Raw genomic sequence first — 23,637 nt, forward strand, 5'->3', positions numbered from 1 at the left:
GCCTCAGGCCTTCAGGCGCAGGCCGGTCGGGTCGTCTGGAGACGCGGGAGCGGACGGGGAAAGATCCGTCTCGTCGGAGATCCACACCCGGTCGTCGGGATAGTCGCGCTCGCTGCGACCCCCGCGAAACGCCTTCAGGACGGCAGCCTGGAAGCCGAGATAGGTCATCTCCGGCGGCCGGCGCCCCTTGGATACGAAGATCGTCCTGTGCAGGTCTGGCAGGCGGTTGAAGGGCACGCCGGGGAAGGCATGGTGGGCGGTGTGGTACTGCATATTCCAGCACAGCCACCGCATCAGCGCGTTCGTCCGGGTCGAGCGCGTGTTCAGCGTCACATCGTCGACATGCGGCAGGCCGAGATGCTCAATCGTGTTCTGCAGCTGGTGGACGACTTTCGTCACCATCATCGGCGCCAGCCAGTGCGTGACAGCAAACCAGCTGCCGGCCGCGACCGAGACGGCCGCGATCGCGCCGTAGCCGGCAAGGTGCCAACGTGCCTCGCGGATCACGTCCGGCTTGCGGGCGTCGGGGATGTAGGGCTCGGTCACGATCCCGGCCGAAAAGCGCAGGATCCGCCGGATCCGCGTGTACCAGTAGGTCGGACCCGCCATCCACAGCAGGTAGGAGGCAAGCGCATAGGGCGGGCGCTGCAACTCACCGTCCTTCTCCCAGTCGTTCGTATAGCGGTGATGGGCGAAGTGCTGGATCTGGTCGAAATCGCGGGGATAGAACAGTACGAAGCCGAAGAGGCGCCCGAAGATCTCGTTGAGCTTCTTCGTCCTGAACACCGTCCAGTGGCTCATCTCGTGCTGGCCGGCATAGAGGAAGTTGATCAGAATCCCGTGCACCAGGAAGACGGGCACCGCCACCCACGTGCCCCAGGTCAGGCTGAGCAGGATTCCGGTGACCACGATGGCGCCGACATGGGTCCCGAGCTGGACGAAGCCCGCAAGGTCCGACTTCGCCGTGAGGCCGCGCAGTTCAGCCGGCGTGATCATCTCCCTGCGCCCGAACACCTCGTCCATGCCGTCCTCTCCGTCCCGATGCCGCCGCCGAAGGGCTAGCAAGATACACGCCGCTCCCGATGGCGCGACAGGAAAGGGATGGGGATGGCGCGGCCGGCCATGACGGTCATGACGGCCACCGCATGGACCGGGAGCCTTCCCAATGCTTTCCTGCACACCATGCGGCGAGCGGAGGAGCGCGTGCAAAGGGCAGGGCCTGCGGAAACGGCGTCGCCGGGTGACGCGGGGGTCATGCGCGAAGCGATCGCCATCCTCGTGCTCGCCATCGCGCCCGCGGTCGGCCTCGGCATTGGCCGCTTCGCCTATGCGCTGATCCTGCCAGACATGAAGGCGAGCCTGGCCTGGAGCTATTCCCAGGCCGGCTTCATGAACACCGCCAATGCCGCCGGCTACCTGCTGGGCGCCATCGCAGCGGCCTGGACCGCACGGCGCGTCGGCGAGTTCGCCTGCGTCATGGGCGGCACGCTCGCCTGCGTGGCGGGACTTGCCGTGTCATCCGCCACAGGTGACTTCGTGCTCCTCACCGCGGCTCGGCTCATCACCGGCTCGGGAGCAGCCATCGCCTTCGTCTCGGGGGGCGCGCTCGCGGCTGCCATCGCCCAGCGCAGGCCGAAGCGCGCGGCATTCCTGCTCGGGCTGTTCTATGTCGGTCCGGGGATGGGCATCGTTGCGTCAGGCGTGCTGACCCCGGTGCTGCTGGGCATGCTCGGCCCGGGCTCGTGGTGGGCGGCCTGGGCCATGCTCGCGGCGGTGGCGGCCGCAGCAGCGTGCCTCCTGCCCTTCGCCCGCAACACGGCCGGCTTGAACGCCACGTCCGGCAACGGATCGGGGAAGGCGTTTCCAATCCTCGCCGCGCTCCCCGTTCTCGTCGGATATGCGGCGTTCGGCGTCGGCTACATCGCCTACATGACCTTCATGATCGCCTTCGTGCGGGACGGTGGCGCCGGGCCGGCATTGCAGGCGGCGTTCTGGGCCGTGCTCGGCGTCGGCGCGATCGCGTGGCCGTGGGTCTGGTCCTGGGCCATCGCGCGGATGACCGGGGGCAGGGCGGTCGGATTTCTCACGGCGGTCACCGCTTTCGGTGCGCTGCTGCCGCTGGTCAGTCTCGCGATCCCGATTCTCTTCCTGTCCGCCCTCGTCTTCGGGAGCGCCTTCTTTGCGGTGGTGGCGGCGACAACCGCCTTCGTGCGCCGCAACCTTCCGCGGCAGGCCTGGCCTGCCGGCATCGGCATGATGACCGTGAGCTTCGGGCTGGGGCAGACGTTCGGTCCCGTCGGGATGGGTGCGATCACCGACCTGTCCGGCGGCCTCTCCGCCGGCATGTGGGCCTCGGTGGCGGTGCTGGCACTCGGCGCCGGGCTGGCCGCTTTGCAGCCCGACCTTCCCCGCGACGACGCCGGTCAGCGCTGACTGAACCTTCCCGCAATGCTGCGGGCGGCGCGGATGCCGGGCTTTTCCACCACGCGCCACGCGACCTCCGCCGCGGCCATGAGCACGGCGAGGTAGACACCCGTGAACACGATCAATCCAGAGGAGGACTGCAGGACCGGCAACCGCCGCAGAACCTGCAGGAAGGCGATCAGAAGCGGCGCGTGCAGCAGGTAGACCGAATAAGAAACCTTCCCCAGCCATGCCGCGGCGGAATGGGCAAGGACCCGCCCGGTCGCGGTTGCCTCCGGAGCGGCAAGGCCGGCCACGAGCCCCACGATGGGCAGCACCGCCGGCCCCGGCAGGTTCATGGCCAGCAGGGCGACGATCGCGAGCGCGCACAGGCCCGGCGCCCGGGCCAGCCGCCCGATGCCGCCCAGCTTTAGCGACGCGCCGGTGGCGATCCCGAGAAAGCCGCGCAGCAAGGCCGGCGGACCCTCGTGCGGCAGGTCGTAGACGTGCACCACCAGCGCCGTCGCGACCGCCAGCACGCCGGTCAGGGCCGGGAGCAACCGGTCTGGGAGGCGCATGAGGCCGGCCATGGCCAGCGGAAACAGCAGGTAGCCGGCGAACTCCACGCTGAGGGACCATGTCGGCGCATTCCACCCGATCGGCAGACCGAACCATATGAAGGTCAGCGTCGCGTGCTCCGGCAGCACGCGGAAGTCGAAGAACGACATGTCGCGCGTCTGCACGCCCGCGCGCAGCATCGCCCACACGCCGATTGCCATGCCCGCCAGCACGACGAGGTGGAGGGGGAAGATGCGGCCGATCCGGCGGATCCAGAAGGCGGCGACAGGCTGGCCTTCCCGCCACGTCAGCGCCAGCACGTAGCCGCTGAGCACGAAGAAGACGTCCACGGCAAGCTCCCCGCCGCGGAGCAGGTTGCGCAGAAGGCCGTCCGAGAGGGAGACGAAGCCGGAGAGATCGAGGTTTCCGGCGAGATGCAGAGCCACGACCCACAGTGCCGCGATCCCGCGCAGCGCCGTCAGCGGTACGATCTCGCCGGGCTGTGTTCTCGCCTTCAATCGTTGGCGCCGCGGATCGCCGCGACGACGGCGCCGGTCACCTCCCGGGTGGTCGCTGTGCCGCCGACATCGGGCGTCAGCACGCCCGCCCCGGTCACGTGCTCGACCGCCCGCATCAGGCGGGCGGCGGCGTCGGGCTCCCCGAGATGCTCGAGCATCTGCGCCGCGGTCCAGAACGTGGCGACGGGGTTGGCGATGCCCTGTCCCGCAATGTCGAAGGCCGAGCCATGGATGGGCTCGAACATCGACGGAAAGCGCCGCTGCGGATCGATATTGGCCGTCGGCGCAACGCCGATGCTGCCCGCCAGCGCCCCCGCGAGGTCGGACAGGATGTCCGCGTGGAGGTTAGTCGCGACGATGGTGTCGAGGCTCTGCGGCTTCATCGTCATGCGCACGGTCATGGCGTCGACCAGAATCTTGTCCCACGTCACGTCGGGGTAGTCGCGCGCCACCTCGGCGGCGATCTCGTCCCACATCACGAGGCCGAAGCGCTGGGCGTTCGACTTGGTGACGACGGTGAGCAGCCTGCGGGGGCGCGAGCGGGCGATGTCGAAGGCGAAGCGCATGATGCGCTCCACGCCGGTGCGGGTGAACACGGCCACCTCGGTGGCGACCTCCTCGGGAAGGCCACGATGGACCCGGCCGCCCACCCCCGCATACTCTCCCTCGGAGTTCTCGCGCACGATCACCCAGTCGAGATCGCCGGGCCTGGCATTGCGCAGGGGCGAGGGAATTCCCGGAAGAATGCGCGTCGGCCTGACGTTCGCGTACTGGTCGAAGCCCTGGCAGATGGCGAGCCTGAGGCCCCAGAGCGTGACATGATCGGGCACGTCGGGGGCTCCGACGGCGCCGAAGAAGATGGCATCGAAGCCGCGCAGGCGGTCGAGCCCATCCGCCGGCATCATCACGCCGTGCCGCCGGTAATGCTCCGAGCCCCAGTCGAACTCCGTGAAGTCGAACCGCACGCCGGGCAGGCGCTCCTGCAGCGCCCCGAGCACGTTGACGCCCGCTGCGATCACCTCCGGCCCGATGCCATCGGCGGGGATGACGGCGATCCTGTGCGAACGCATGTGCTTCTCCTTGCGCCGCCTCCGCCGCGGACCCGGAGCACCGCACCGGACCCGCCGACGCGGTTCACATCATGCCGAGAAGCCGCGGGAGAAACAGCGAGATTGCCGGAATGTAAGTGACGATGAGCAGGAAGGCGAGCATCGTCAGCAGCCACGGCATCACCGCGATGGTGAGCTCGGTGATGCCCATCCGCGTGATGCCCGAGGCGACGTAGAGGTTCAGGCCGACAGGGGGATGGCACATGCCGACCTCCATGTTGACCACGATCATGATGCCGAAATGCACGGGGTCGATGCCGAGCTTCACTGCGACGGGAAACAGGATCGGCGCCATGATCAGCACGATGGAGGACGGCTCCATGAAGTTGCCGGCCGCGAGCAGGATCAGGTTCACGGCGATCAGGAACATCCACCAGGACAGCCCGGTCGACACCATCCACTCGCCCAGCGCCTGCGGAATGTTCTCGTGCGTCATCAGGAACGAGAACAGGACCGCGTTGGTGATGATGTAGAGCAGCATCGCGGACATGTTTGCCGAGGAGAGGAGCACCTTCGGCACGTCGGCCAGCCCCATGTCGCGGTAGACGAACACGGCGATGACGAAGGCGTACACCGCGCTCATCGCCGCCGCCTCGGTGGGCGTGAACACGCCCGTGTAGATGCCGCCAATGACGATGACGATGAGCAGCAGCCCCCAGATCGCCTTGCGGAAAGCGACCCAGCGCTCCCGCCAGCTGGCCTTCGGCAAGCGCGGATAGTTGTTGACCCGCGCCCGCCACCACGTCGTCAGGCCCAGCAACGCCGCCAGCATCAGGCCGGGGATCACGCCTGCCATGAAGAGCTGCCCCACGGAGGCGGAAGAGACGACCTTGCCGTCGGGCCCGGTGACCTGCATGCCCGAGGTCGCGACGGCATACATCACCATCACGATCGAGGGCGGGATGAGGATGCCCAGCGCCCCCGACGTCGTGATCACGCCCGCCCCGAAGCGCTTGGGAAACCCCTGCGCCACCATGGCCGGCAGAATGATCGAGCCGATGGCGACGACGGTGGCCGGCGACGAGCCCGACACTGCTGCGAAGAGGGCGCAGGCGATGACACCAGCCAAGCCCAGCCCGCCATGCAGATGCCCCACCATCGACGTGGCGAAGTTGATCATCCGGCGGGCGACGCCGCCATGTGTCAGGAAATTGCCGGCGAGGATGAAGAACGGGATCGCCATGATCTCGAACTTCTCGATGCCGGTGAAGAGCTTGAGCGCCACCGTGTCGATGGGCACGGACGTCATCGTGAAGAGGAAGGCGAGGACGGTCAGGCCGAGCGCGATCGAGATTGGCATCCCGGTCAGCATGAGGGCGACGAGGCCGCCGAAGATGAGTGCGCCGTTCATTTCAGGCGTCCTTCGGCGTGAGCGGGCTGTGCGCGATGGCCGCCGCCGCGGCGTCCTCGTCGACCCCGTCGACATGGCCATGGTCATGGTGCGGCAGCTCGCCCGTCCTGACGAAGTGCCACGCCACCTGCAGGAAGCGGAAGCACATCAGATAGGAGCCGAGCGGGATGGCGAGGTAGACGATCCACATCGGCAGCTCCAGGTCGGCCGAGGTGGCGTCGGTATGGGCCATGTGCCAGACGAAATTGGCACCCAAAGACCCGATGACCCCTGTGAAGAAGGCACCCGCGAGCAACCCGAAGAGGACGAACGCCTTTCGGCGGCGGGGCTCCATACGGTTGATCAGAACGTCAACGCCGACATGGATGCCGGTGCGCACCCCGTAGGCTGCGCCGAACTTCGCCATCCAGACGAAGAAGATGATGCAGAGCTCCTGCGCCCAGACGAGGTTGACGGAGCGCAGCGCAAAATAGGCCGACCGGCTCGGCGCCATCAGCCATGTGATGTCGTTCTTGCGCGAGATCGAGACGAGGTCGGCCAGCAGCCCCAGCGCGTAGCGGTGCGTGACGGCCACGAAGATGATGAGGGTCGCCGCCGCGATCAGCGTCGCGATCAGCACCTCCTCCATCCTGTCGAGGAAGCGGAGCATCGTGTGTTCCTCCGTGGCGCACGCAAAGGCTCGGCCCCGCGCCGCGGGCCCTTCGTCCGGCCAGAAATCGTCGGGCAGAAAAAGAGCGGCGGCTCGATGGGCCGCCGCAGGGGGAGGATCAGTTGACGCCGGTCGCGGCGCGCACCTTCTTGATGAGGTCGGCGCCGATGCGCGATGCCATGGCGTCCTGGACCGGCAGGAGCGTTGCCATCCAGGCCTTGCGCTCGTCAGGCGTGAGCTCGTGGAACTCGGTCTTCCCCGCGGCCTTCATCGCCGCGAGCGCCTTCTCGTTTTCCTCATTGGCGATGCCGTTGGCGTACTCGGTCGCGTCGGCCATCGCCTTCTCCAGCTTGCCGCGGATGTCAGCGGGCAGGCCGTCCCAGAATTTCTTGTTCACGATCACGGCGTAGCCGAGATAACCGTGGTTGGAGAGCGTGGCGTGCTTCTGCACCTCGTGCATTTTCTGGGTGTACATGTTGGATGGCGGGTTCTCGGTGCCGTCGACGACGCCGGTCTGCAACGCCTGGTAGACTTCCGAGAAGGCCATCACCTGCGGAACTGCGCCCAGCGCCGCCATCTGTGCCTCCAGCACCTTCGAGGACTGGATGCGCATCTTCAGGCCGAGGAAATCGTCGGGCGTCTTGAGAGGCGAGTTGGCGCTCATGATCTTGAAGCCGTTGTCCCAGTAGGCGAGGCCGGTGATGCCCTTGGCCTCCAGAAGCCCGAGCAGGTCCTTGCCGACTTGCCCGTTGGTGACCTTTCGCAGCGCCGCCGCATCCGGGAAGATGAACGGCAGGTCGAAGACCTCGAACTCCTTCAGGCCGAGCGGCCCGAACTTGGCCAGCGAGGGCGCGAGGATCTGCACCGCCCCGAGCTGCAGGGCCTCCAGCTCCTCCTTGTCCTTGTAGAGCTGCGAGTTCGGGTAGACCTCGATCTTCACGGCGCCGCCCGTGGCGGCCTCTGCGAGTTCCTTGAACTTGAGCGCGCCCTTGCCCTTGGGCGTGTCCGGCGCGACGACGTGGCTGAACTTGATCACGACCGGATCGGCCGCGAGGGCTGCCCCGCTCGCCAGGGCGAGGGTGCCGGCCGCGGCGAGACCCGTGAAAATGCGGCGGTTCAGGATCATCTGTCGTCCTCCCTGTCCGTGCGGCATTGCCGCTTCGTTCCATGCCCAGGACTAGCTGCCGGCGGCGTGCCTCCGCTATTGTGGATTTCCGAAATGCCGGGTCGGCATCGCGACGAACGAGGGTGGAGTGGCGCTCGGGACACTGGATCGCGGCGCTGGGACGTTGTCGGCGGGCTCTCGCCGGCGCGACGTCCTGTTCGCCGCGATGCCGGCTGCGGTCGTCCTGCTGCTCGTCTCCTCCATCGGCCTGCTGCTCTGGCTCACGGCACGCGACGCACGCGAGACGGCACAGACGACGCTGATCGGCGATGCGCTCTGGGTCGAGCAGACGCTGCGCTTCCAATTGGCGACCGACGAGGACACGGTGGCCCGCCTCGCCTATGACGCGGGCCAGGATGCGGGGGACACGCGGGCCTTCCTCCAGCGCGCCCAGCTTTTCATTTCCAATAATCCGGAAGCCTTGGCGGTCTCCTGGATCGCGGCCGACGGGTCCGCGCTGGCCTCCCTGCCGCACGGGGCGGCGCTGCCGGAGGCGGGGAAACTGCGGGCCCTCGCTCTGGCGCGCCGCTCGGCACGGCCTGTCTACGGCGACCTGCGGCACGGGCCGGACGGCGCCCTTCTGGTCGATCTCGCCGCTCCGCTGCCGGGCCCCGGTGAAACGGGCACCGTCATCGCCACACTGTCGCTTGCGACTCTGCTGGCGCGTCACGTGCCATGGTGGATCGCCGAGAAGCACGCGGTGCGCATCGTCGATGCCGCCGGGGCCGTTCTCACCGAGAAGGCCCATGTCGATCCGATCGACCCCGGTCTGGTCCACCGCATCGCCTTCGATCCGCCCATCCGGGGCACCCTGCTGGAGATCGCGCCCTACAAGCCGCCTGTCGCGCGGGGGCCGGGCCTCGTCACCGCGGCGATTATCGGCCTTTCCGTTCTGGTCCTCGCGTCGCTTCTGGCCCTCCAGCGCCACGTAAGCCGGCGCCGGAGGGTTGAGGAAATGCTGCGTACCGAGACGGCCTTCCGGCGGGCGATGGAAGACAGCCTCACCGTCGGCATGCGGGCGCGCGACCTCGACGGCCGCATCCTCTACGCCAACCCCGCCTTCTGCCGCATGGTGGGCTTCGAAGCGCCGGAACTGATCGGCCGCGCTCCCCCCATGCCGTATTGGGTGCCCGAGCGCCTGGCCGAGACGACGGCGAGGCACGACGCCTTGCTGCACGGCGGCAGGAAGCCACACACGTTCGAATCGCGGTTCCGTCGTCGCGATGGCAGCGAGTTCGACGCGCTGCTCTACGAAGCGCCCCTGGTCGATGCCGACGGGGTGCATTGCGGGTGGATGGGCTCGATCATCGACATTACAGACCGCAAGCAGGCGGCTGAACTGGCCCGAAGGCAGGCGGACTCCCTGCAACGCACGGCACGCCTGACGACGTTGGGCGAGATGGGGTCGACGCTCGCCCATGAGTTGAACCAGCCCCTCGCCGCGATCTCCAGCTACGCGACGGGATCGCTCAACATGCTGCGGTCGGGCGAAGCGGACACCAGCGCGCTGGAAGACGCGCTGGAGCGCATGGCGACGCAGGCGAGGCGCGCCGGCCTCGTCATCCGCCGCATCCAGGATCTCGTCCGAAAGCGCGAACCCCGCTTCGGGCCGGTCGACATGCGGGACGTCCTCGCCGACGTCGCGTCCTTCGCCGCGGCCGAAGCGCGGAGCCTTGGAGTGCGGATCACCAGCGAAAACGGCGCTGCGCCGCCGCCGGTCGAGGCCGATCGCATCCTGCTGGAGCAGGTGCTCCTCAACCTGGTTAGGAACGGCATGGAGGCGATGGCGACGAGCCCCGCCGACCAGCGCGTGCTCGACCTGTCGCTCGAAGCCATTCACGGCACTGTCTGCGTCCGGGTCGCGGACCGGGGTTGCGGCATCGCGCCCGACCTCGCCGACCGCCTTTTCGACCCCTTCGTCTCCACCAAGGCGGAGGGAATGGGGATGGGCCTGAACATCTGCCGTTCCATTGTCGAACTGCACAAAGGGCGGCTGTCGCATGCGCCCCGCGAGGGCGGCGGGACGGTGTTCACGGTCGCGCTCCCCGTCCGCGAAAGGGCGGCGGCATGAGCGGGTGCCAGGACGTGCCGGACGGTGCCCGCGTTCACATCGTCGATGATGATCCGGCGATAAGGGACTCCCTGGCCTGGCTGTTCCGCTCCCGCGGTGTGCGGCCTTGCCTGTGGGAGAGCGGTGAAGCCTTCCTCCAGGGCCGGCCGGAGCCAGCCCTGTCCTGTGCCGTGCTCGATATGCGCATGGAAGGGATTTCCGGCCTCGAAACGATGGAGCGGATGCGGGCGGTGGGCTTCGATATTCCGGTCATCTTCCTCACCGGCCACGCCGACGTGCCGCTGGCGGTCGAGGCGCTGAAGCGGGGTGCCGTCGACTTCGTCGAGAAGCCCTTCAATGACAACGCCCTCGTCGACACGGTCGTCGCCGCCATCCGCGTGGCCGAGGCGGCACGGTCTGCGACGCGGGGCAGGGCTGAGCTTGGCCAGCGGCTAGAAAGCCTTACCGCGCGGGAGCGGCAGGTGCTGGATCTGATGCTGGACGGCCGCCTCAACAAGCAGATCGCCGACGACCTCGGCGTCTCCATGCGCACCATCGAGGTGCACCGCTCCCGCGTGCTGGAGAAGATGGGCGCGCGCAATGCGGTGGAACTCGCGGCGGCCCTGGCCGGGATTAGCTCGCGCTAGCCCGAGCCAGGATTGCCAGCGCGCGGTGCGCGGGTAAAAGGAACCGCTTTCCCGGACAGCGTGCAGGACCAGGTGGCGGGCGGACCGAAGCTTCTCTACGTCGTGACGGAAGACTGGTTCTTCTGCTCGCACTTCCTGCCGATGGCGCGAGCCGCGCGGGCAGCAGGGTTCGACGTCGCCGTGGCCTGCCGGCTGCGCGAGAAAGAGGCGGTGCTGCGGGCGGAAGGGCTGCGGCCTATTTCCGTGGAAGCCGAGCGCGGCGACAAGGGCATCGCGTCGCTGGCCAGCAACGCCCGCCAGCTTGCCGCGGTGTTCGCGGCGGAGAAGCCGGACATCGTGCATTTCATATCGCTGCGTCCGGTCCTGCTGGGCGGCCTCATTGCCCGGCGCGCCGGAGTGCGCCGGCGGGTCTATGCCGTCACCGGGCTGGGGCCGCTGAACGGACCGGCTACGGCCGCCCGGCGGCTCGCTTTTGCCGCCGTCAGGGGCTGCATCCGCCTGATCGGGGGGCGCGGCTCGCGCTTCCTGTTCGAGAACCGCGACGATCCGCCGAAACTCGGCCTCGACCCCGACGATCCCGCGGAAGTGATGGTGATCGGCGGCGCCGGCGTCGACCCCGACCTGTTCGCTCCGTCGCCGGAGCCGCCTGCACCACCCCTGCGGGCCGCCATCGTGGCGCGCATGCTCTGGACCAAGGGCATCGATGCCGCGGTCGAGGCGGTCGGCCGCGCCCGGCTGGAGGGGGTCGACGTCGAACTGTCCCTCTACGGCGCGCCCGACCCGTCGAACCCGGCTTCGATCCCGGAGGAGGTGCTGGCGGAGTGGGCGTCACGCCCCGGCATCTCGCGCCACGGACCCACGGCTGACGTGGCGTCCGTCTGGCGGACGCATCACCTCGCGGTGCTGCCCTCGCACGGCGAAGGTATGCCGCGCATGCTGGTCGAGGCGGCGTCGAGCGGCCGTCCTATCGTCGCGACCGACGTTTCGGGCTGCCGAACCCTCGTGCGCGACGGTGTCGAGGGCTTCCTCGTCCCGGTCGGGGGCGTGCAGGCCATCGCCGAGGCGCTGTCCCGGCTTGCCGCCGATCCCGCGCTGCGCGCCCGGATGGGCGCCGCCGGACGCGCCCGGGTGCTGTCGGGTTACACCGAGACACAGGTCGGCGACGCCGTCGCCGCCCTTTATGCCGCCCTGATGGCCGAGGACTGATTTCAGGCGACGAGCTTCCGGTAGAGATGCCACGTCGCGTGGCCGAGCACCGGGAGGACCACGGCGAGGCCGATGAAGAAGGGCAGGGAGCCCAGCATCATCAATGCCGCGATGATCACCGCCCACAATGCCATTGGCGCAGGATTGGCGAGAACGGCGCGAAACGAGGTGGCGATCGCGTTACCGAGACCGGCGGGACGGTCGACGAGGAGCGGGAAGGATACCGCACCCAGGCAGAATGCCAGCGCGGCGAACACCAGGCCGACGGCATGCCCTGCCACGATGAGAGTCCAGCCGGGGGCGGTCGTGAGCACCTCGTGCACGAAGGCCGGGATACCGCCGTCCGGCGCCTCGCCGATCGTCAGGCGGTAGATGGCCATCGCGGCCACGAGCCAAGCCACGAACAGTAGCGTAAGCAGCAGGGCCAATTCCGCGATCGCTCCGATGGACGGCGACCTCAACACCTGCAGCGCCTCACCCACCCCCGCCTTTTCGCCTCGCTCACGCCGGCGGCTCACCTCGTAGAGCCCGATCGCGGCGAAGGGCCCGAGGAGTGCGAAGCCGGCGACGAGCGGGAAGAACAGCGGCAGCAGGTCCGCCTGGGCAGAAACTGCGCCGAGCAGCAGCCCGACCAGGGGATAGATCAGGACGAGGAAGATGACGTGGCTCGGTCGGGCCATGAAGTCGCGCCAGCCGGACTTCAACGCGTCGATCACGTCGCTCGTGCCGATGCGGCGGATTGCGGGTGCTTCGATCCTGGCCGGCTGCGCCGGAATTTGGGCAAAGTCGGTCATCGCTCCGTCTCCGGTTTCGATGCCCCCGTCCCCTGGCTACTTTCCGCGCCGTTGAGCGACGGTAGCCCCGCATGCCGGGTCTGTCTTCCCGCCGTGCTACACGATCCCGCGATTCGGGGTTCGTCCCGGTTCGGACGAAGGGTCGGCTGCACGGGTCCAACCTTGCCATCCCGCCATCACCGCACCAGTCTCGTATCGCTCGCCACTGACTTGGGAGCCGTCATGCCTGCCGCCCACTACGCTTTGTTCGACACGTCGATCGGCGTCTGCGCACTGGCCTGGACGGGGCAGGGTATCTGCCGGGTCTGGTTGCCTGAAGGAGATGCGGGTGTCGTCGCCCTGCGCGCGTCACGCGGCATTGCGGGAGAAGGCGCCTCGCACTGGCAGGGCAGGCCGCCCGGCGCGGTGGGCCATGCCGTCGAGGCCATGACTGACCTGCTCGGAGGCGGTTCGCCGGACCTGGACGGAGCCCCGCTCGACCTCGGCGGCTGCGAGCCGTTCGAGATGGAGGTGTATGCCGTCACACGGGCTATTCCGCGTGGCAACACTCTGACCTATGGCGAGGTCGCCCGCCGGATTGGCGCGCCGGGTGCCGCAAGGGCCGTGGGGCAGGCGCTCGGCCGCAATCCCGTGCCGATCATCGTGCCGTGCCATCGTGTCGTGGCCGCGGGCGCGGCGAGCGGCAAGCCCATTGGTGGCTTTTCCGCCCCGGGCGGGGCAGCGACGAAGAGGCGCATGCTGGCCATCGAGGGTGCGCTGCCATCTCCGGAACCGGACCTTTTCGGCCTGCACTCCTGACCTCACGAGACGTTGCACGCGCAAAGCCGCGTTTCCGCAGTCGACCGGCCCTGGGCCGATTCACGCTGATTCCGAGTTTGTTTTGCGTCATTCGTTAATATTGCGTTACCGTACTCAATCAGGTTTTCCAGGCGGGCCGCGCGCGCGGTCTTGCGTGTCCGGAGTGAGTCATGCGTACGCAGTTCGGTGCGCGGGGCGCCTTCGCGGCCTGCGCCTTGGTCCTCCTTGCCGTGTCGGGCGGGTGGCCGGGAGCGGTTGGCGCGGCCCGGGCCGCAGGCGAACCCAGCGGTAAGGCTCTCGCAGTCGATCCTGAGGCGGACGCCCTGCGGGATGGCAATGCCACGATGCTCGCGCCGGAACAGCCGGTGTATATGGGCGACCGGGTTCGCACCGGTCCCAGGGGCAAGGCCCAGCTGGAATTCAGCGACGAGACCAAGCTCGTCGTCGGCCCGTCCTCCAATCTGCTCATCGAACGCTATTTGCTCAAGAACACCAACACGGTGAAGAGCTTCTCGGTGACGGCGCTGCGCGGGACGTTCCGGTTCATCACGGGCGACAGCCCGAAGCCCGCCTACGCCATCAAGACGCCGACGGCGACGATCGGTATCCGCGGGACGGAGTTCGACCTCACGGTTCAGCCCGACGGCTCCACCGAGATGGTGCTGCTGTCCGGCGCCGTCCGCGTCTGCGGCGGGGGAGGGTGCATCTCCGTTGGCGACCGCTGCTCGCTCATCCGCGTGCCGCGTTCGGGATCGCCGTCGCTGGCCGGCCCCTCCGAGAGGCAGGCGCGCATCCAGGCGGCCTTCCCCTATGTCAACAACCAGAGCTCGTTGAAGCCCGACTTCCAGGCTTCCACGCAGGGCTGCGCGCCCTCGATCGAAGCGCGGCGCGACAGCAAGACCCAGCCGGTGCAGGCGGCCGCACCCCAGTCACGCCCGCCCGCCCCGCCGCCCCCGCCGCCCCCACCTCCTCCGCCACCGCCGCCATCTCCACCGGCCTGCGGCCACCAGCAGGGCAGGCATCACGACCGTGACGGCGGCGGCGTGCAGGGCCGCAACTCCGAGGTGCGCGGCGGCATGAGCCCGCGCGGCGGCGCGACGCAAGACGGCGGCCAAACAGGGGGCGGTCAGATGGGCGGCACGTCCGACGGAGGCGGCCCGACGGGCGGCAGGTCCGAAGGAGGTGGCAACCGCGACTCTCGACGCGGCGGCCGGAACAGCTAGTCTCGACGAGGCGGAGCACGACCGAAGCAGGCGGCGACGCGAAGGGGCGGCGTGCGAACGTGGCGGCGGACAGGACCGGCAGGCGCTTCTGGCACATGGAACGTTCGCGCGCCCTCGCGCTGGCGGTCGGCCTAGCGTTTGCCTTCGCCATTGCCGCCCTCAGAGTGTCCGACCCGGCCCCGTTGCGCCTGGCTCGGGAGCTCGTCTTCGATACCTACCAGCGGCTGGAGCCACGGCCCTACACGCCGCAGCCGGTGCGCATCGTCGATATCGACGAGGCCTCGCTGCGTTCCTTCGGCCAATGGCCCTGGCCCAGGAGCCTGCTCGCCCGCCTCACCGAGCGCCTGACTGAGCTCGGCGCCGCGGCGATCGCCTTCGACGTGGTGATGCCTGAACCCGACCGGATGTCGCCAACCGCGATCATGCGCGCTCCCGGCGTCGCCGAAGCGCTGGGCGAGAAGACGGCGGCCGAGGTGGCCGAACGCCTGCCCGACACCGACCGCGTCTTCGCCGAAGCGATGAAGGGCCGCCCGGTGATCCTCGGCTTCGCCATCCGCCCGGCCGCCGACGGTTCCCATCCGCAGCCCAAAGCGGGGTTCGCCTACACCGACATCGACCCGCAGCCGGTGATTCCGCGGTTCGGCTCGGCGGTGGTCAGCATCCCCGAATTGGAGGCGGCCGCATCGGGGCTCGGCGCCATCAGCATCGCCCCGCAGGACGACGAGGGGATCCTGCGCCACCTCACCCTGGTCTGGAGCGACGGCCAGAAGCTGCTTCCCAGCCTGGCGCTGGAAGCTTTGCGCGTTGCGCAGGGAGAGAGCACGATCCTGCTGCGCTCCACGCCGCAACCGCCCCCGGCGGTAACCGACATCCGCATCGGCGCCCTGGAGTGGCCGACCACGCGCACCGGCGAGATGCGGCTGCGCTACACGCACGACGTCCCCCAGCGATACCTCTCCGCCGCCCGCGTGCTTCAGGGCGACGACGAGGAGCTCCGCCCGCTGCTGGAAGGGCATATCGTCTTCATTGGAACCTCCGCCGCCGGACTTCTCGACATGCGCGTCACGCCCCTGCGCGAGACGGTGCCCGGCGTCTCCGTCCACGCCCAGGCCGTCGAGCAGATCCTCACCGGCGACCATCTGCTGCGACCCGACTGGTCTGAACCGCTGGAGACCTATGTCGCCTTCGCCATGGCCGCCACGGTCACGCTGGCCGCCGTCATGGCTGGGCCGCTCACTGCCTTCCTCATCGGCGGCCTGCTCGCCATGGCGCTGATCGTGGGATCATGGCTCGCTTTCGAGCGGCAAGGTCTCCTTCTCGACCCGCTTTTCGCCGTAGGAATGGGCCTCGCGCTGCATTTTGCGCTGACCAGCTTCCGCTACCTCGTCACCGACCGCGACAAGCGCTTCGTCCGCCGTGCGTTCGGGCGTTACGTCTCGTCGTCGCTGCTGGCCCAGCTCGAGCGCGATCCCGCCGCCCTGCGCCTCGGCGGGGAAGAGCGCGAGCTGACGATCCTGTTCATGGACATTCGCGGCTTCACCACGATCAGCCATGCGCTGTCGCCGACCAGGCTCGTGGAGTTCCTGAACCAGCTGCTGGGCCGCCTCTCCGACGACATCGTGGCTGAGCAGGGCGCCATCGACAAATACATCGGCGATTCCATCATGGCGTTCTGGAACGCGCCGCTCGACGTCCCCGACCACCCGAGGCGGGCCTGTGTCGCCGCCTTGCGAATGCGCGCGAGCCTTGCGGAAATGAACGCCACGGATGCCTTCGGCCTGAAGGCGGAAGGTCACGCCGGTGTCGCCGTGAAGATCGGGGTGGGCCTGAATGTCGGTTCAGCCTGCGTCGGCAATGTCGGGTCTCAGGAGCGCTTCAACTATTCGGCCGTCGGAGATGCGGTGAACGTGTCAGCCCGCATCGAGAGCCTGTGCAAGGAATTCGCGTTCGATATCCTGGCTTCCGACAGCATGGTGGCCGCCGTTCCCGACTTCGCCTGGCTGGAGGGCGGCTCCGTGGAACTTCGCGGCCGCAGTGGAGAAACCGGTGTGTTCGCCCTGCTCGGCGACGCCGGTGTCGCTTCCGCTCCCGCGTTCGGCGCACTCGCGGCGCGCCATGCGGACCTTGTCCAACTGGCCCGGAACGAAGACGGCGAGGGGTTTGCAGCAGCCCTCGATGACTGTCGCCGGCTCGGAGAGGCTTTCCCCGTGTTGGAAAGCTTCTATACCAGCCTTGCGCGGCGCATCGCGCCGGAGCACGGGCAGAGGCAGCGCGCGGCGGAGCACGCCTGACCGCGCGAAGACCGGGAAATTGCCGAGTTGCTGCTTGCGCGGAGGACCGATAGGCCCGACAAGCGGCGCCTGATTCCGCCTTCCACCCGGACCTCTCATGCCCGCGGCGCTGCGCCACGACACGACGGCCTTGCCCATGCTGCTGGCCATCGCGGGAATTGCCCTTCTCACCGGCATGGACGCGGCGGTGAAGATTCTTTCGCAAGGGCACGGGCCGATCGACCTCGTGGCAGGACGTTTCCTGGCCGGCACGCTCGTTTGTGCCCCCTTGCTGTTGCGGGTACCGCGCTCCGCTTTCCGCCCATCCGTGCTGCGGGCTCATGCGCTGAGGACGATGCTTGTCCTGTGCACGTCGACGCTCTTCTTCTTCGCCCTGTCACGCTTGCCGCTCTTCGAGGCGATGGCTCTCACCTTCTTGTCGCCCATCTTCATGGCCCTGCTCGGCCGCATGATTCTGGGCGAGGGCGTCGCCCGGGGCACCGCGGCAGGCATCGCGCTGTCCTTTGTCGGCGTGCTCGTCATCGCGTGGGGACGGGGAACCGAGGGCGCGCCGGAGACACGCGACGTAGCCGGCATGGCCGCCGCAGTCGCCGCCGCACTGTCTTATGCGCTCTCCCTCGTCCTGCTCCGGCAGAGAACCGGCAGTGACCCGGTGACGCTGATCATCGGCCTGCAGAACGTCATGGCGGCTGTGGTCATGGTGCCGGCCGGGCTCGCCTTCGGCAATCTGTCGGGCCTCGTGCGCGAAAGCTGGCCGCTCCTGCTGGCCATCGGCGTGCTGGGTACCGCCGGGCACCTCGTCTATGCCAGCGCGTTCGCGCGGGCCGCGGCTGCGAAGGTGGGAACGGCAGAGTTCACCAGTCTCGTTTGGGCGTTCCTGCTGGGCTGGCTGCTGTTTTCGGAGATCCCCGCAGCCTCTGCCATCGCGGGAGCCGGGTTGATCGTTGCCGGTTCGCTGCTGGTGCTTCTCCTGCCTTCACGGACCGCTGCCGGGCACGCCTGACCCTCTCTCTGGGTCCTCGCCGACGGCCGGAATGCGGACTCGATTCGGGCTCGCGCCGAATACGTTTCGGCATGCTGCATTCGTGCAACGCATTCTTGTCATTGCGTGTTCACGCGGACGCTTCGCCGTGAGTCTCGTTTTCAGAATTTTCCTGAAGATACAGAGGCTTCTCTGTTAGTAACGGGTTGTTAATGATTAACCATTTCTCTATGGATTGATTTGACGTGAATAACAAAAGAATTTAAAGATCAATTAAAGGTTGCCGGTCGTCCCAAGCCGGCTTGTAAGCGTGCCGCGAGGGGCAGAATGGCCGATACGCAGGTCCAGGATACGGTACCGGACATCCCGGCCGCAGATACCTCCGGCGTCGAGCGCTCGATCCGCGACATCATTGGCCGCGGCGTTGCTTCCTGGATCGGGATCAACGCCGCGCTGTGCGACTTCCTCGTCGTCGGCGGCCTGCATCTGGCCGCCGCGCTCACGTACAATCGCGTCTTCACCAGCTCGTCGCCGTTCCTGCCTATGTATGTGGCACGGCGCTCGCATTCGCCACGACCGTCTGTGCGCTGGCGGCGATGCAGGGCCGCTACACGTTGAAGGAGCTGGAGTTCGCGACGCGCTCCTCCCTCGGGGCGCTGAAGCTTTTCAACGTCGTCTTCGCCATCTTCGTGTGCCTGCTGTTCCTGACGAAGGGCACGTTCTACTACTCGCGTGGCAGCTTCGTGCTGCAGTACGTGGCCGTCTCCATCGGCCTCATCGGTTCGCGAACCGCCATGGCCGTGCTGATCCGCGCTGCCACCCGGCGCGGGCGCATCGAGGCACGGCGCATCGCCGTGATCGGGCCGCGTGGCGCCTGCAACACCTTCGGAACCGGCCCAACGCTCCTCAATCGTGGCGTCGTCGTCGCGCACGCCTTCGCCATTCCGGAGTGGAAGGACGAGGGCTTCAGTGACGCCGCCCGCGCCGAGATGGAGGCGATGGCAGCCCGCATGACGGGCGCCCTGCGGCGTAGCACGGTGGACGACATCGTCATCCTGATGCCCTGGCGCGCCGCGCCGGTAATCGAGATCCTGGCGCGCCGCTTCTCGGCCCTGCCTGCCCAGGTGCACCTCGCCTCGGACCCCGAACTGACGTGGCTGCGCAATCCCGTCATGGCCGAGATCGGCGACGAGGTGACGCTGAGCCTGTCGCGCCCGCCGCTCACGGTGCTGGAGCGTGCCGCCAAGCGCGCCATGGACGTGACGCTGGCCTCTTTGATCCTGCTGGCGACGACGCCGTTGATGCTGGCCATCGCCATCGCCATCCAGCTCGACTCGGCCGGTCCGGTCCTGTTCCGCCAGCAGCGCCACGGCTTCAACCAGAAGCCGTTCCGCATCCTGAAATTCCGCACCATGACGACGCTCGACGACGGGGCCGTCGTGAAGCAGGCCTGCAAGGGCGATGCGCGGGTGACCCGCGTCGGGCGCATCCTGCGCCGCACCAGCCTGGACGAGTTGCCCCAGCTCTTCAACGTCATCCGCGGAGACATGAGCCTGGTCGGACCGCGGCCGCATGCTCTCGCCCATGACCGGGAGTACGAGGACAAGATCGCCCTTTATGCCCATCGCCACAATGTCAAGCCGGGCATCACCGGATGGGCACAGGTGCATGGGTTCCGCGGCGAGACCGACGTCGACTGGAAGATGCAGAAGCGTGTCGAGTTCGACCTCGCCTATATCGACAACTGGTCTCTGATCCTCGACATCCAGATCCTCTTCCTCACCCTCTTCTCCAGGAAGACCTTCTCGAACGCGTATTGACGCGTCAGTGCAGGGTCTGAGACAGACGGGCGGACCGGCGACGCCGGGTTGCAACGTCACGCCTGTCCAGCGTTCGCACTATCGCAATAGGCGCCGCGCCAGTGTAGGGACACGCAGGTCGTCCCGGCGGGCAGGAGTAACCCCATGCATGTCACGATGATCGGTTCAGGGTATGTCGGGTTGGTGTCCGGCGCGTGCTTCGCGGACTTCGGACACGTCGTTACCTGTGTCGACAAGGACGCCGCCAAGATCGCCGCGCTCAACTCCGGCGTCATGCCGATCTTCGAGCCCGGCCTCGACGATCTCGTCGAAAGCAACGTGGCGGAAGGGCGCCTGTCCTTCTCGACCGAGCTCGCGCCCTCGCTTGCGCATGCCGATTGCGTGTTCATCGCCGTCGGAACGCCATCTCGCCGCGGCGACGGCCATGCCGACCTCAGCTACGTCTACGCCGCCGCCCGCGAGATCGCGACGCTCACGGCGGGCCCCATCGTCGTCGTCACGAAGTCGACCGTCCCGGTCGGCACCGGGGACGAGGTCGAGCGGATCCTGCGTGAGACACGGCCGGACGGCCAGTATGCCGTCGTCTCGAACCCCGAATTCCTGCGCGAAGGCGCCGCGATCGCGGATTTCAAGCGTCCCGACCGCATCGTGGTCGGCACCCACGACGACCGTGCCCGGGAAGTGATGTCGGAGCTGTATCGCCCGCTCTACCTGAACCAGCCTCCGCTCCTGTTCACGTCCCGCCGCACCTCCGAACTCATCAAATACGCCGCCAACGCGTTCCTGGCGGTCAAGATCACGTTCATCAACGAGATGGCCGATCTCTGCGAGACCGTAGGTGCGGATGTGCAGGAGGTCGCCCGCGGCATCGGCCTCGACAACCGCATCGGGTCGAAATTCCTCCACGCAGGGCCGGGGTATGGCGGATCGTGCTTCCCCAAGGACACGACGGCCTTGGTCAAGACCGCGCAGGACGCCGGGACGCCTTTGCGCATCGTCGAGACCGTCGTGTCCGTCAACGACCAGAGAAAGCGGGCCATGGCGCGCAAGGTCGTCGCGGCGTGCGGCGGCTCGGTGCGGGGCAAGACCGTGGCCCTGCTCGGCCTTACCTTCAAGCCGAACACCGACGACATGCGCGACGCGCCCTCGCTGGCGATCGTCACGGCCCTGACGGACATGGGCGCCCATGTGCGGGCCTATGACCCCGAGGGAATGGAACAGGCAAAGAAAATGCTCGACGGCGTCGAGTATGCCGCCAACGCCTATGACTGTGTCGAGGGCGCGGACGTACTCGTGATCGTGACGGAATGGGACGCCTTCCGAGCCCTCGATCTCAGCCGGGTGAAGCGGCAGATGAGGAGCCCGGTCGTGGTCGACCTGCGCAACATCTACCGTCCCGAGGACATGCGGAAGCGCGGTTTCTCCTATACCGGCATCGGCCGTAGCCTCTCCGACGCGTGAGTCAGGATCTGTCTGGGGCAAGGTCCACCTGAGGCAAGTCAACGCCGGGGGCAGGGTCCACACCTAGGGTTGGCGGTGCGCAAGCGCGGCGCGCGATCCCGGCGGGGAGAGTGGACCATGATCACCGGGGAGGACTGCATCGCCCTTGCGGGCCTGACGCAGGAGGAAGTGGATGCCGTGGCCGAGCACGAGCATGTCGGCGACATCCAGGCCGCCGCTCTCGCCAACATCCTGCTGCACAGCGACAAGGGTGCGGATGCGATCCGTCGCATGATGGTCGATGACATTCGCGCAGCGCTGGCCGGAGGGCGGCCCGCCCATGCCGCCCAGATCATTGGTGCACTGCGGCATTTCCTGTACGAGCATCCCGAGGGGCGTATAGGTCGCCAGCGGCCCGGGTTGAGCCGAGGGTAAACCTCGTTCACCCGCAGGACATGCCTCGGGCGTCGAATTGCTGTAAAACGTTCTCCATCGAAAACGTCCGGAGAAGCAGCAATGGCAGAGCAGGAACAGCGGCAGATCATCCCGGTCATCATGTGCGGAGGCGCCGGGACGCGGCTGTGGCCTGCATCGCGTGAGACGATGCCTAAGCAATTCATTTCGTTGCTGGGATCGCGCTCGACCTTCCAGGGCACGCTGGAGCGCGTTTCGGCCGGAGCTCTTTTCGCACGACCCATCGTCATTGCCGGCAACGAACAGCGCTTCACCGTGGCCGAGCAGATGAGCATGCTCGGGATCGAGGGCGACATCGTTCTCGAACCCGCGCGGCGCGACTCCGCGGCCGCGGTCGCCGTCGCTGCGACGATGGCAGCGCGGCGGGATCCGAACGCGATCGTGCTCGTGATGGCGGCCGACCACGTCGTCAACGAACCGGCTGCCTTCATCGAGGCATGCATCGAAGCGGCCACGGCCGCCGCCAAGGGTTACATCATGACCCTCGGTATCAATCCGACGGGACCGGCCACGGGTTATGGCTACATTCGCCCGGGAACGCCTATCGAGGGTACCACCGCCCTGCGGGTGGACCGGTTCGTCGAGAAGCCCGACCTCGAGACCGCCGAGCGCTATGTCGCCGAGGGATACGTCTGGAACAGCGGCAATTTCCTGTTCCGTGCCGACATGATGATCCAGGAATTCGAGAAGCACGCGCCGGAGATCGCCTCCGCCGCTCGTGAGGCCATCGACAAGGCGGTCGTCGATCTCGACTTCCTTCGCCTCGACCCCGAGGCCTTCGTCAAGGCGCCGAAGATCTCCGTCGACTACGCCATCATGGAGCGGACCGCCCAGGCCGGCGTGCTGCCGATGAGCTGCGGCTGGTCTGACGTCGGCACCTGGGGTGCCCTGTGGGAGGTCAGCGAGCAGGACGGCGAGGGCAACGTCGTGCGCGGTCGCGGTCGCCTTATCGACACCCGCAACAGCTTCGTCCACAGCGAGGACGTGGTGACGGGCGTCGTTGGCCTCGATGACGTGGTGGTCGTCGCCACCAAGGACGCGGTGCTCGTCTCCAGCCGCGAAAAATCCAACGGCGTGAAGGACCTCGTGGCGCTCCTGAAGAGCGAAGGCGAGGAATCGGCGGAGGCCCACCTGCGCGTGTATCGCCCCTGGGGCTGGTACGAGCGCATCGAGATCGGCCCGCGTTTCCAGGTCAAGCGAATCCAGGTGAAGCCGGGCGCCCGGCTCTCGCTGCAGAAGCACATGCACCGCGCCGAGCACTGGGTGGTCGTGCACGGGACCGCCGAGGTCAGCGTCGACGAGCGCACCTGGCTGATGCAGGAGAACGAGGCGGCCTACCTGCCGCTCGGCTGCGTCCACAGGCTCGCCAATCCCGGCAAGATCCCGCTGCAGATCATCGAGGTCCAGGTCGGCAGCTATACCGGCGAGGACGACATCGTTCGCATCGAGGATGTCTACGGGCGCTGATGCGCCCGGGATGTCACACGCGGGACAGCACCATGCAGTCCAGCACCGCGCCATAGTGGCAGGCGGCGGCGGCCAGCACGAAGACGTGCCAGATTGCATTCTGGAACGGCAGGCTCTCCCAGATGTGGAAGAGCACGCCGACCGTGTAGAGCGCGCCGCCGGCCGCCAGCAGAGCCATCGCCGAGGTCGGCAACGCTTCCATCAGCGGACCCAGGGCGACCACGATGGACCAGCCGAGCCCGAGATAGAGCAGCACGGCCAGCCGATCGAAGCGGCCGGGAGCGAGAACCTTCAGCGCCACGCCGGCCACCGCTCCCGCCCAGACCCCAGCGCCGAGGCCGATGGACAGTGTGGCGTCCCCCAGCTGCGTCATGAAGGGCGTGTAGGTGCCGGCGATCATCACGAAGATCGCGGAATGGTCCAGCCGCCGCAGCCATCCCTTCATCAGCGATGGCTTCCACATGTTGTAGGCTGCGGAGAAGCCGAGCATGAGGATCAACGCGCAGGCATAGACGACGACCGAGCCGACTTCCCAGGTCTTGGCGATGCCCGCCGCCAGAACCACGAGGAAAACGGCGCCCACCGCGGCGGCCGGTACGCCGACCGCGTGCACGCAAGCGTCCGCGACGCTCTCCCGAAGTCGTTGGGCCCGACCGATCTGGCCGTGGTGGATGTTCATGGCCCGCCCGGAG

The 23,637-nt window shown here is 67.8% G+C and carries 21 protein-coding genes; 13 read left to right on the forward strand and 8 right to left on the reverse strand.

The features are described 5' to 3' along the window. Nucleotides 1-3: 3 nt before the first annotated feature. Nucleotides 4-1,023 carry a fatty acid desaturase gene (locus AC5JCN_RS25020; RefSeq protein ID WP_495757860.1) on the reverse strand — a complete coding sequence of 340 codons (1,020 nt, stop codon included), beginning with the start codon at nt 1,021-1,023 and terminating at the stop codon, nt 4-6. A 231-nt stretch (nt 1,024-1,254) separates the two neighbouring features. Between AC5JCN_RS25020 and AC5JCN_RS25025 the strand changes: the two genes are divergently transcribed. Next, complete coding sequence (locus AC5JCN_RS25025; RefSeq protein WP_495757861.1) at nt 1,255-2,433, forward strand: YbfB/YjiJ family MFS transporter; 1,179 nt, start codon at nt 1,255-1,257, stop codon at nt 2,431-2,433. Here the strand turns inward: AC5JCN_RS25025 and AC5JCN_RS25030 are convergent. From AC5JCN_RS25030 to AC5JCN_RS25050, 5 genes are all read right to left on the reverse strand, one after another. Continuing rightward, entirely contained in the window at nt 2,424-3,479 is a 1,056-nt protein-coding gene (locus tag AC5JCN_RS25030) for an acyltransferase family protein (RefSeq protein ID WP_495757862.1), read from the reverse strand. The two genes, AC5JCN_RS25025 and AC5JCN_RS25030, sit on opposite strands and share 10 nt — an antisense overlap. Continuing rightward, on the reverse strand, nt 3,476-4,549 hold the full coding sequence (locus AC5JCN_RS25035; protein ID WP_495757863.1) for a tartrate dehydrogenase: 1,074 nt from the start codon (nt 4,547-4,549) through the stop codon (nt 3,476-3,478). The genes AC5JCN_RS25030 and AC5JCN_RS25035 overlap by 4 nt, the downstream gene beginning before the upstream one ends. A 64-nt stretch (nt 4,550-4,613) precedes the next feature. Beyond that, nucleotides 4,614-5,939 carry a TRAP transporter large permease gene (locus AC5JCN_RS25040; protein WP_495757864.1) on the reverse strand — a complete coding sequence of 442 codons (1,326 nt, stop codon included), beginning with the start codon at nt 5,937-5,939 and terminating at the stop codon, nt 4,614-4,616. 1 nt (nt 5,940) lies between these two features. After that, nucleotides 5,941-6,588 carry a TRAP transporter small permease gene (locus tag AC5JCN_RS25045; protein ID WP_495757865.1) on the reverse strand — a complete coding sequence of 216 codons (648 nt, stop codon included), beginning with the start codon at nt 6,586-6,588 and terminating at the stop codon, nt 5,941-5,943. 118 nt (nt 6,589-6,706) lie between these two features. Then, nucleotides 6,707-7,714: a TRAP transporter substrate-binding protein gene (locus tag AC5JCN_RS25050; RefSeq protein WP_495757866.1), complete on the reverse strand. Its 1,008-nt coding sequence runs from the start codon at nt 7,712-7,714 to the stop codon at nt 6,707-6,709. Between the two features lie 127 nt (nt 7,715-7,841). On the opposite strand from AC5JCN_RS25050, the gene AC5JCN_RS25055 reads away from it, so the two are divergent. From AC5JCN_RS25055 to AC5JCN_RS25065, 3 genes are read left to right on the forward strand one after another with little or no spacing between them, the layout of a single operon-like run. Then, nucleotides 7,842-9,824, forward strand: coding sequence for a two-component system sensor histidine kinase NtrB (locus AC5JCN_RS25055; RefSeq protein WP_495757867.1), 1,983 nt, complete (start codon nt 7,842-7,844; stop codon nt 9,822-9,824). Then, nucleotides 9,821-10,450: a response regulator transcription factor gene (locus tag AC5JCN_RS25060; RefSeq protein WP_495757868.1), complete on the forward strand. Its 630-nt coding sequence runs from the start codon at nt 9,821-9,823 to the stop codon at nt 10,448-10,450. Before AC5JCN_RS25055 ends, AC5JCN_RS25060 begins: the two co-directional genes overlap by 4 nt. 60 nt (nt 10,451-10,510) lie before the next feature. Continuing rightward, nucleotides 10,511-11,656, forward strand: a complete 1,146-nt coding sequence (locus AC5JCN_RS25065; protein WP_495757869.1) for a glycosyltransferase — start codon at nt 10,511-10,513, stop codon at nt 11,654-11,656. Between the two features lie 2 nt (nt 11,657-11,658). Here the strand turns inward: AC5JCN_RS25065 and AC5JCN_RS25070 are convergent, their stop codons facing one another. Then, complete coding sequence (locus AC5JCN_RS25070; protein WP_495757870.1) at nt 11,659-12,450, reverse strand: DUF2189 domain-containing protein; 792 nt, start codon at nt 12,448-12,450, stop codon at nt 11,659-11,661. Between the two features lie 222 nt (nt 12,451-12,672). Here AC5JCN_RS25070 and AC5JCN_RS25075 point away from each other — a divergent pair, with 222 nt between their 5' ends. The 9 genes from AC5JCN_RS25075 (at nt 12,673) to AC5JCN_RS25115 (ending at nt 22,945) form a co-directional block, all read left to right on the forward strand. After that, a complete protein-coding gene (locus AC5JCN_RS25075; RefSeq protein ID WP_495757871.1) occupies nt 12,673-13,248 on the forward strand; it encodes a methylated-DNA--[protein]-cysteine S-methyltransferase in 576 nt (191 codons plus the stop codon). 170 nt (nt 13,249-13,418) lie between these two features. Next, nucleotides 13,419-14,471 carry a FecR family protein gene (locus AC5JCN_RS25080; protein WP_495757872.1) on the forward strand — a complete coding sequence of 351 codons (1,053 nt, stop codon included), beginning with the start codon at nt 13,419-13,421 and terminating at the stop codon, nt 14,469-14,471. Nucleotides 14,472-14,566: 95 nt separating this feature from the next. Next, entirely contained in the window at nt 14,567-16,762 is a 2,196-nt protein-coding gene (locus tag AC5JCN_RS25085) for a CHASE2 domain-containing protein (RefSeq protein ID WP_495757873.1), read from the forward strand. A gap of 97 nt (nt 16,763-16,859) precedes the next feature. After that, the gene (locus AC5JCN_RS25090; RefSeq protein WP_495757874.1) at nt 16,860-17,765 is read left to right on the forward strand and encodes a DMT family transporter; all 906 of its coding nucleotides are present in this window, start codon (nt 16,860-16,862) and stop codon (nt 17,763-17,765) included. Between the two features lie 306 nt (nt 17,766-18,071). Continuing rightward, nucleotides 18,072-18,362 carry a hypothetical protein gene (locus AC5JCN_RS25095; RefSeq protein ID WP_495757875.1) on the forward strand — a complete coding sequence of 97 codons (291 nt, stop codon included), beginning with the start codon at nt 18,072-18,074 and terminating at the stop codon, nt 18,360-18,362. Next, a complete protein-coding gene (locus AC5JCN_RS25100) occupies nt 18,341-19,564 on the forward strand; it encodes an undecaprenyl-phosphate glucose phosphotransferase (RefSeq protein ID WP_495757876.1) in 1,224 nt (407 codons plus the stop codon). The genes AC5JCN_RS25095 and AC5JCN_RS25100 overlap by 22 nt, the downstream gene beginning before the upstream one ends. Before the next feature lie 144 nt (nt 19,565-19,708). Further along, nucleotides 19,709-21,025, forward strand: a complete 1,317-nt coding sequence (locus AC5JCN_RS25105; protein WP_495757877.1) for a UDP-glucose dehydrogenase family protein — start codon at nt 19,709-19,711, stop codon at nt 21,023-21,025. A 117-nt stretch (nt 21,026-21,142) separates the two neighbouring features. Beyond that, nucleotides 21,143-21,439 (forward strand): hypothetical protein, encoded by a 297-nt coding sequence (locus AC5JCN_RS25110; protein ID WP_495757878.1) that lies wholly within the window; start codon nt 21,143-21,145, stop codon nt 21,437-21,439. Nucleotides 21,440-21,520: 81 nt separating this feature from the next. Further along, the gene (locus AC5JCN_RS25115; protein WP_495757879.1) at nt 21,521-22,945 is read left to right on the forward strand and encodes a mannose-1-phosphate guanylyltransferase/mannose-6-phosphate isomerase; all 1,425 of its coding nucleotides are present in this window, start codon (nt 21,521-21,523) and stop codon (nt 22,943-22,945) included. 13 nt (nt 22,946-22,958) lie between these two features. On the opposite strand, the gene trhA is transcribed toward AC5JCN_RS25115, so the two are convergent. Beyond that, nucleotides 22,959-23,624: a PAQR family membrane homeostasis protein TrhA gene (gene trhA / locus AC5JCN_RS25120; RefSeq protein WP_495757880.1), complete on the reverse strand. Its 666-nt coding sequence runs from the start codon at nt 23,622-23,624 to the stop codon at nt 22,959-22,961. Nucleotides 23,625-23,637 lie beyond the last annotated feature (13 nt).

The sequence above is a fragment of the Alsobacter sp. genome (assembly GCF_059501845.1).

Excerpts from the sequence above, each read along its gene's own strand:
- AC5JCN_RS25075 (WP_495757871.1), top strand. The coding sequence starts at position 12,673 with ATGCCTGCCGCCCACTACGCTTTGTTCGACACGTCGATCGGCGTCTGC.
- AC5JCN_RS25085 (WP_495757873.1), top strand. The coding sequence starts at position 14,567 with ATGGAACGTTCGCGCGCCCTCGCGCTGGCGGTCGGCCTAGCGTTTGCC.
- trhA (WP_495757880.1), bottom strand. The coding sequence starts at position 23,624 with ATGAACATCCACCACGGCCAGATCGGTCGGGCCCAACGACTTCGGGAG.
- AC5JCN_RS25105 (WP_495757877.1), top strand. The coding sequence starts at position 19,709 with ATGCATGTCACGATGATCGGTTCAGGGTATGTCGGGTTGGTGTCCGGC.
- AC5JCN_RS25060 (WP_495757868.1), top strand. The coding sequence starts at position 9,821 with ATGAGCGGGTGCCAGGACGTGCCGGACGGTGCCCGCGTTCACATCGTC.
- AC5JCN_RS25020 (WP_495757860.1), bottom strand. The coding sequence starts at position 1,023 with ATGGACGAGGTGTTCGGGCGCAGGGAGATGATCACGCCGGCTGAACTG.
- AC5JCN_RS25110 (WP_495757878.1), top strand. The coding sequence starts at position 21,143 with ATGATCACCGGGGAGGACTGCATCGCCCTTGCGGGCCTGACGCAGGAG.
- AC5JCN_RS25050 (WP_495757866.1), bottom strand. The coding sequence starts at position 7,714 with ATGATCCTGAACCGCCGCATTTTCACGGGTCTCGCCGCGGCCGGCACC.
- AC5JCN_RS25100 (WP_495757876.1), top strand. The coding sequence starts at position 18,341 with ATGCAGGGCCGCTACACGTTGAAGGAGCTGGAGTTCGCGACGCGCTCC.
- AC5JCN_RS25070 (WP_495757870.1), bottom strand. The coding sequence starts at position 12,450 with ATGACCGACTTTGCCCAAATTCCGGCGCAGCCGGCCAGGATCGAAGCA.
- AC5JCN_RS25080 (WP_495757872.1), top strand. The coding sequence starts at position 13,419 with ATGCGTACGCAGTTCGGTGCGCGGGGCGCCTTCGCGGCCTGCGCCTTG.
- AC5JCN_RS25090 (WP_495757874.1), top strand. The coding sequence starts at position 16,860 with ATGCCCGCGGCGCTGCGCCACGACACGACGGCCTTGCCCATGCTGCTG.
- AC5JCN_RS25035 (WP_495757863.1), bottom strand. The coding sequence starts at position 4,549 with ATGCGTTCGCACAGGATCGCCGTCATCCCCGCCGATGGCATCGGGCCG.
- AC5JCN_RS25115 (WP_495757879.1), top strand. The coding sequence starts at position 21,521 with ATGGCAGAGCAGGAACAGCGGCAGATCATCCCGGTCATCATGTGCGGA.
- AC5JCN_RS25095 (WP_495757875.1), top strand. The coding sequence starts at position 18,072 with ATGGCCGATACGCAGGTCCAGGATACGGTACCGGACATCCCGGCCGCA.
- AC5JCN_RS25025 (WP_495757861.1), top strand. The coding sequence starts at position 1,255 with ATGCGCGAAGCGATCGCCATCCTCGTGCTCGCCATCGCGCCCGCGGTC.
- AC5JCN_RS25040 (WP_495757864.1), bottom strand. The coding sequence starts at position 5,939 with ATGAACGGCGCACTCATCTTCGGCGGCCTCGTCGCCCTCATGCTGACC.
- AC5JCN_RS25045 (WP_495757865.1), bottom strand. The coding sequence starts at position 6,588 with ATGCTCCGCTTCCTCGACAGGATGGAGGAGGTGCTGATCGCGACGCTG.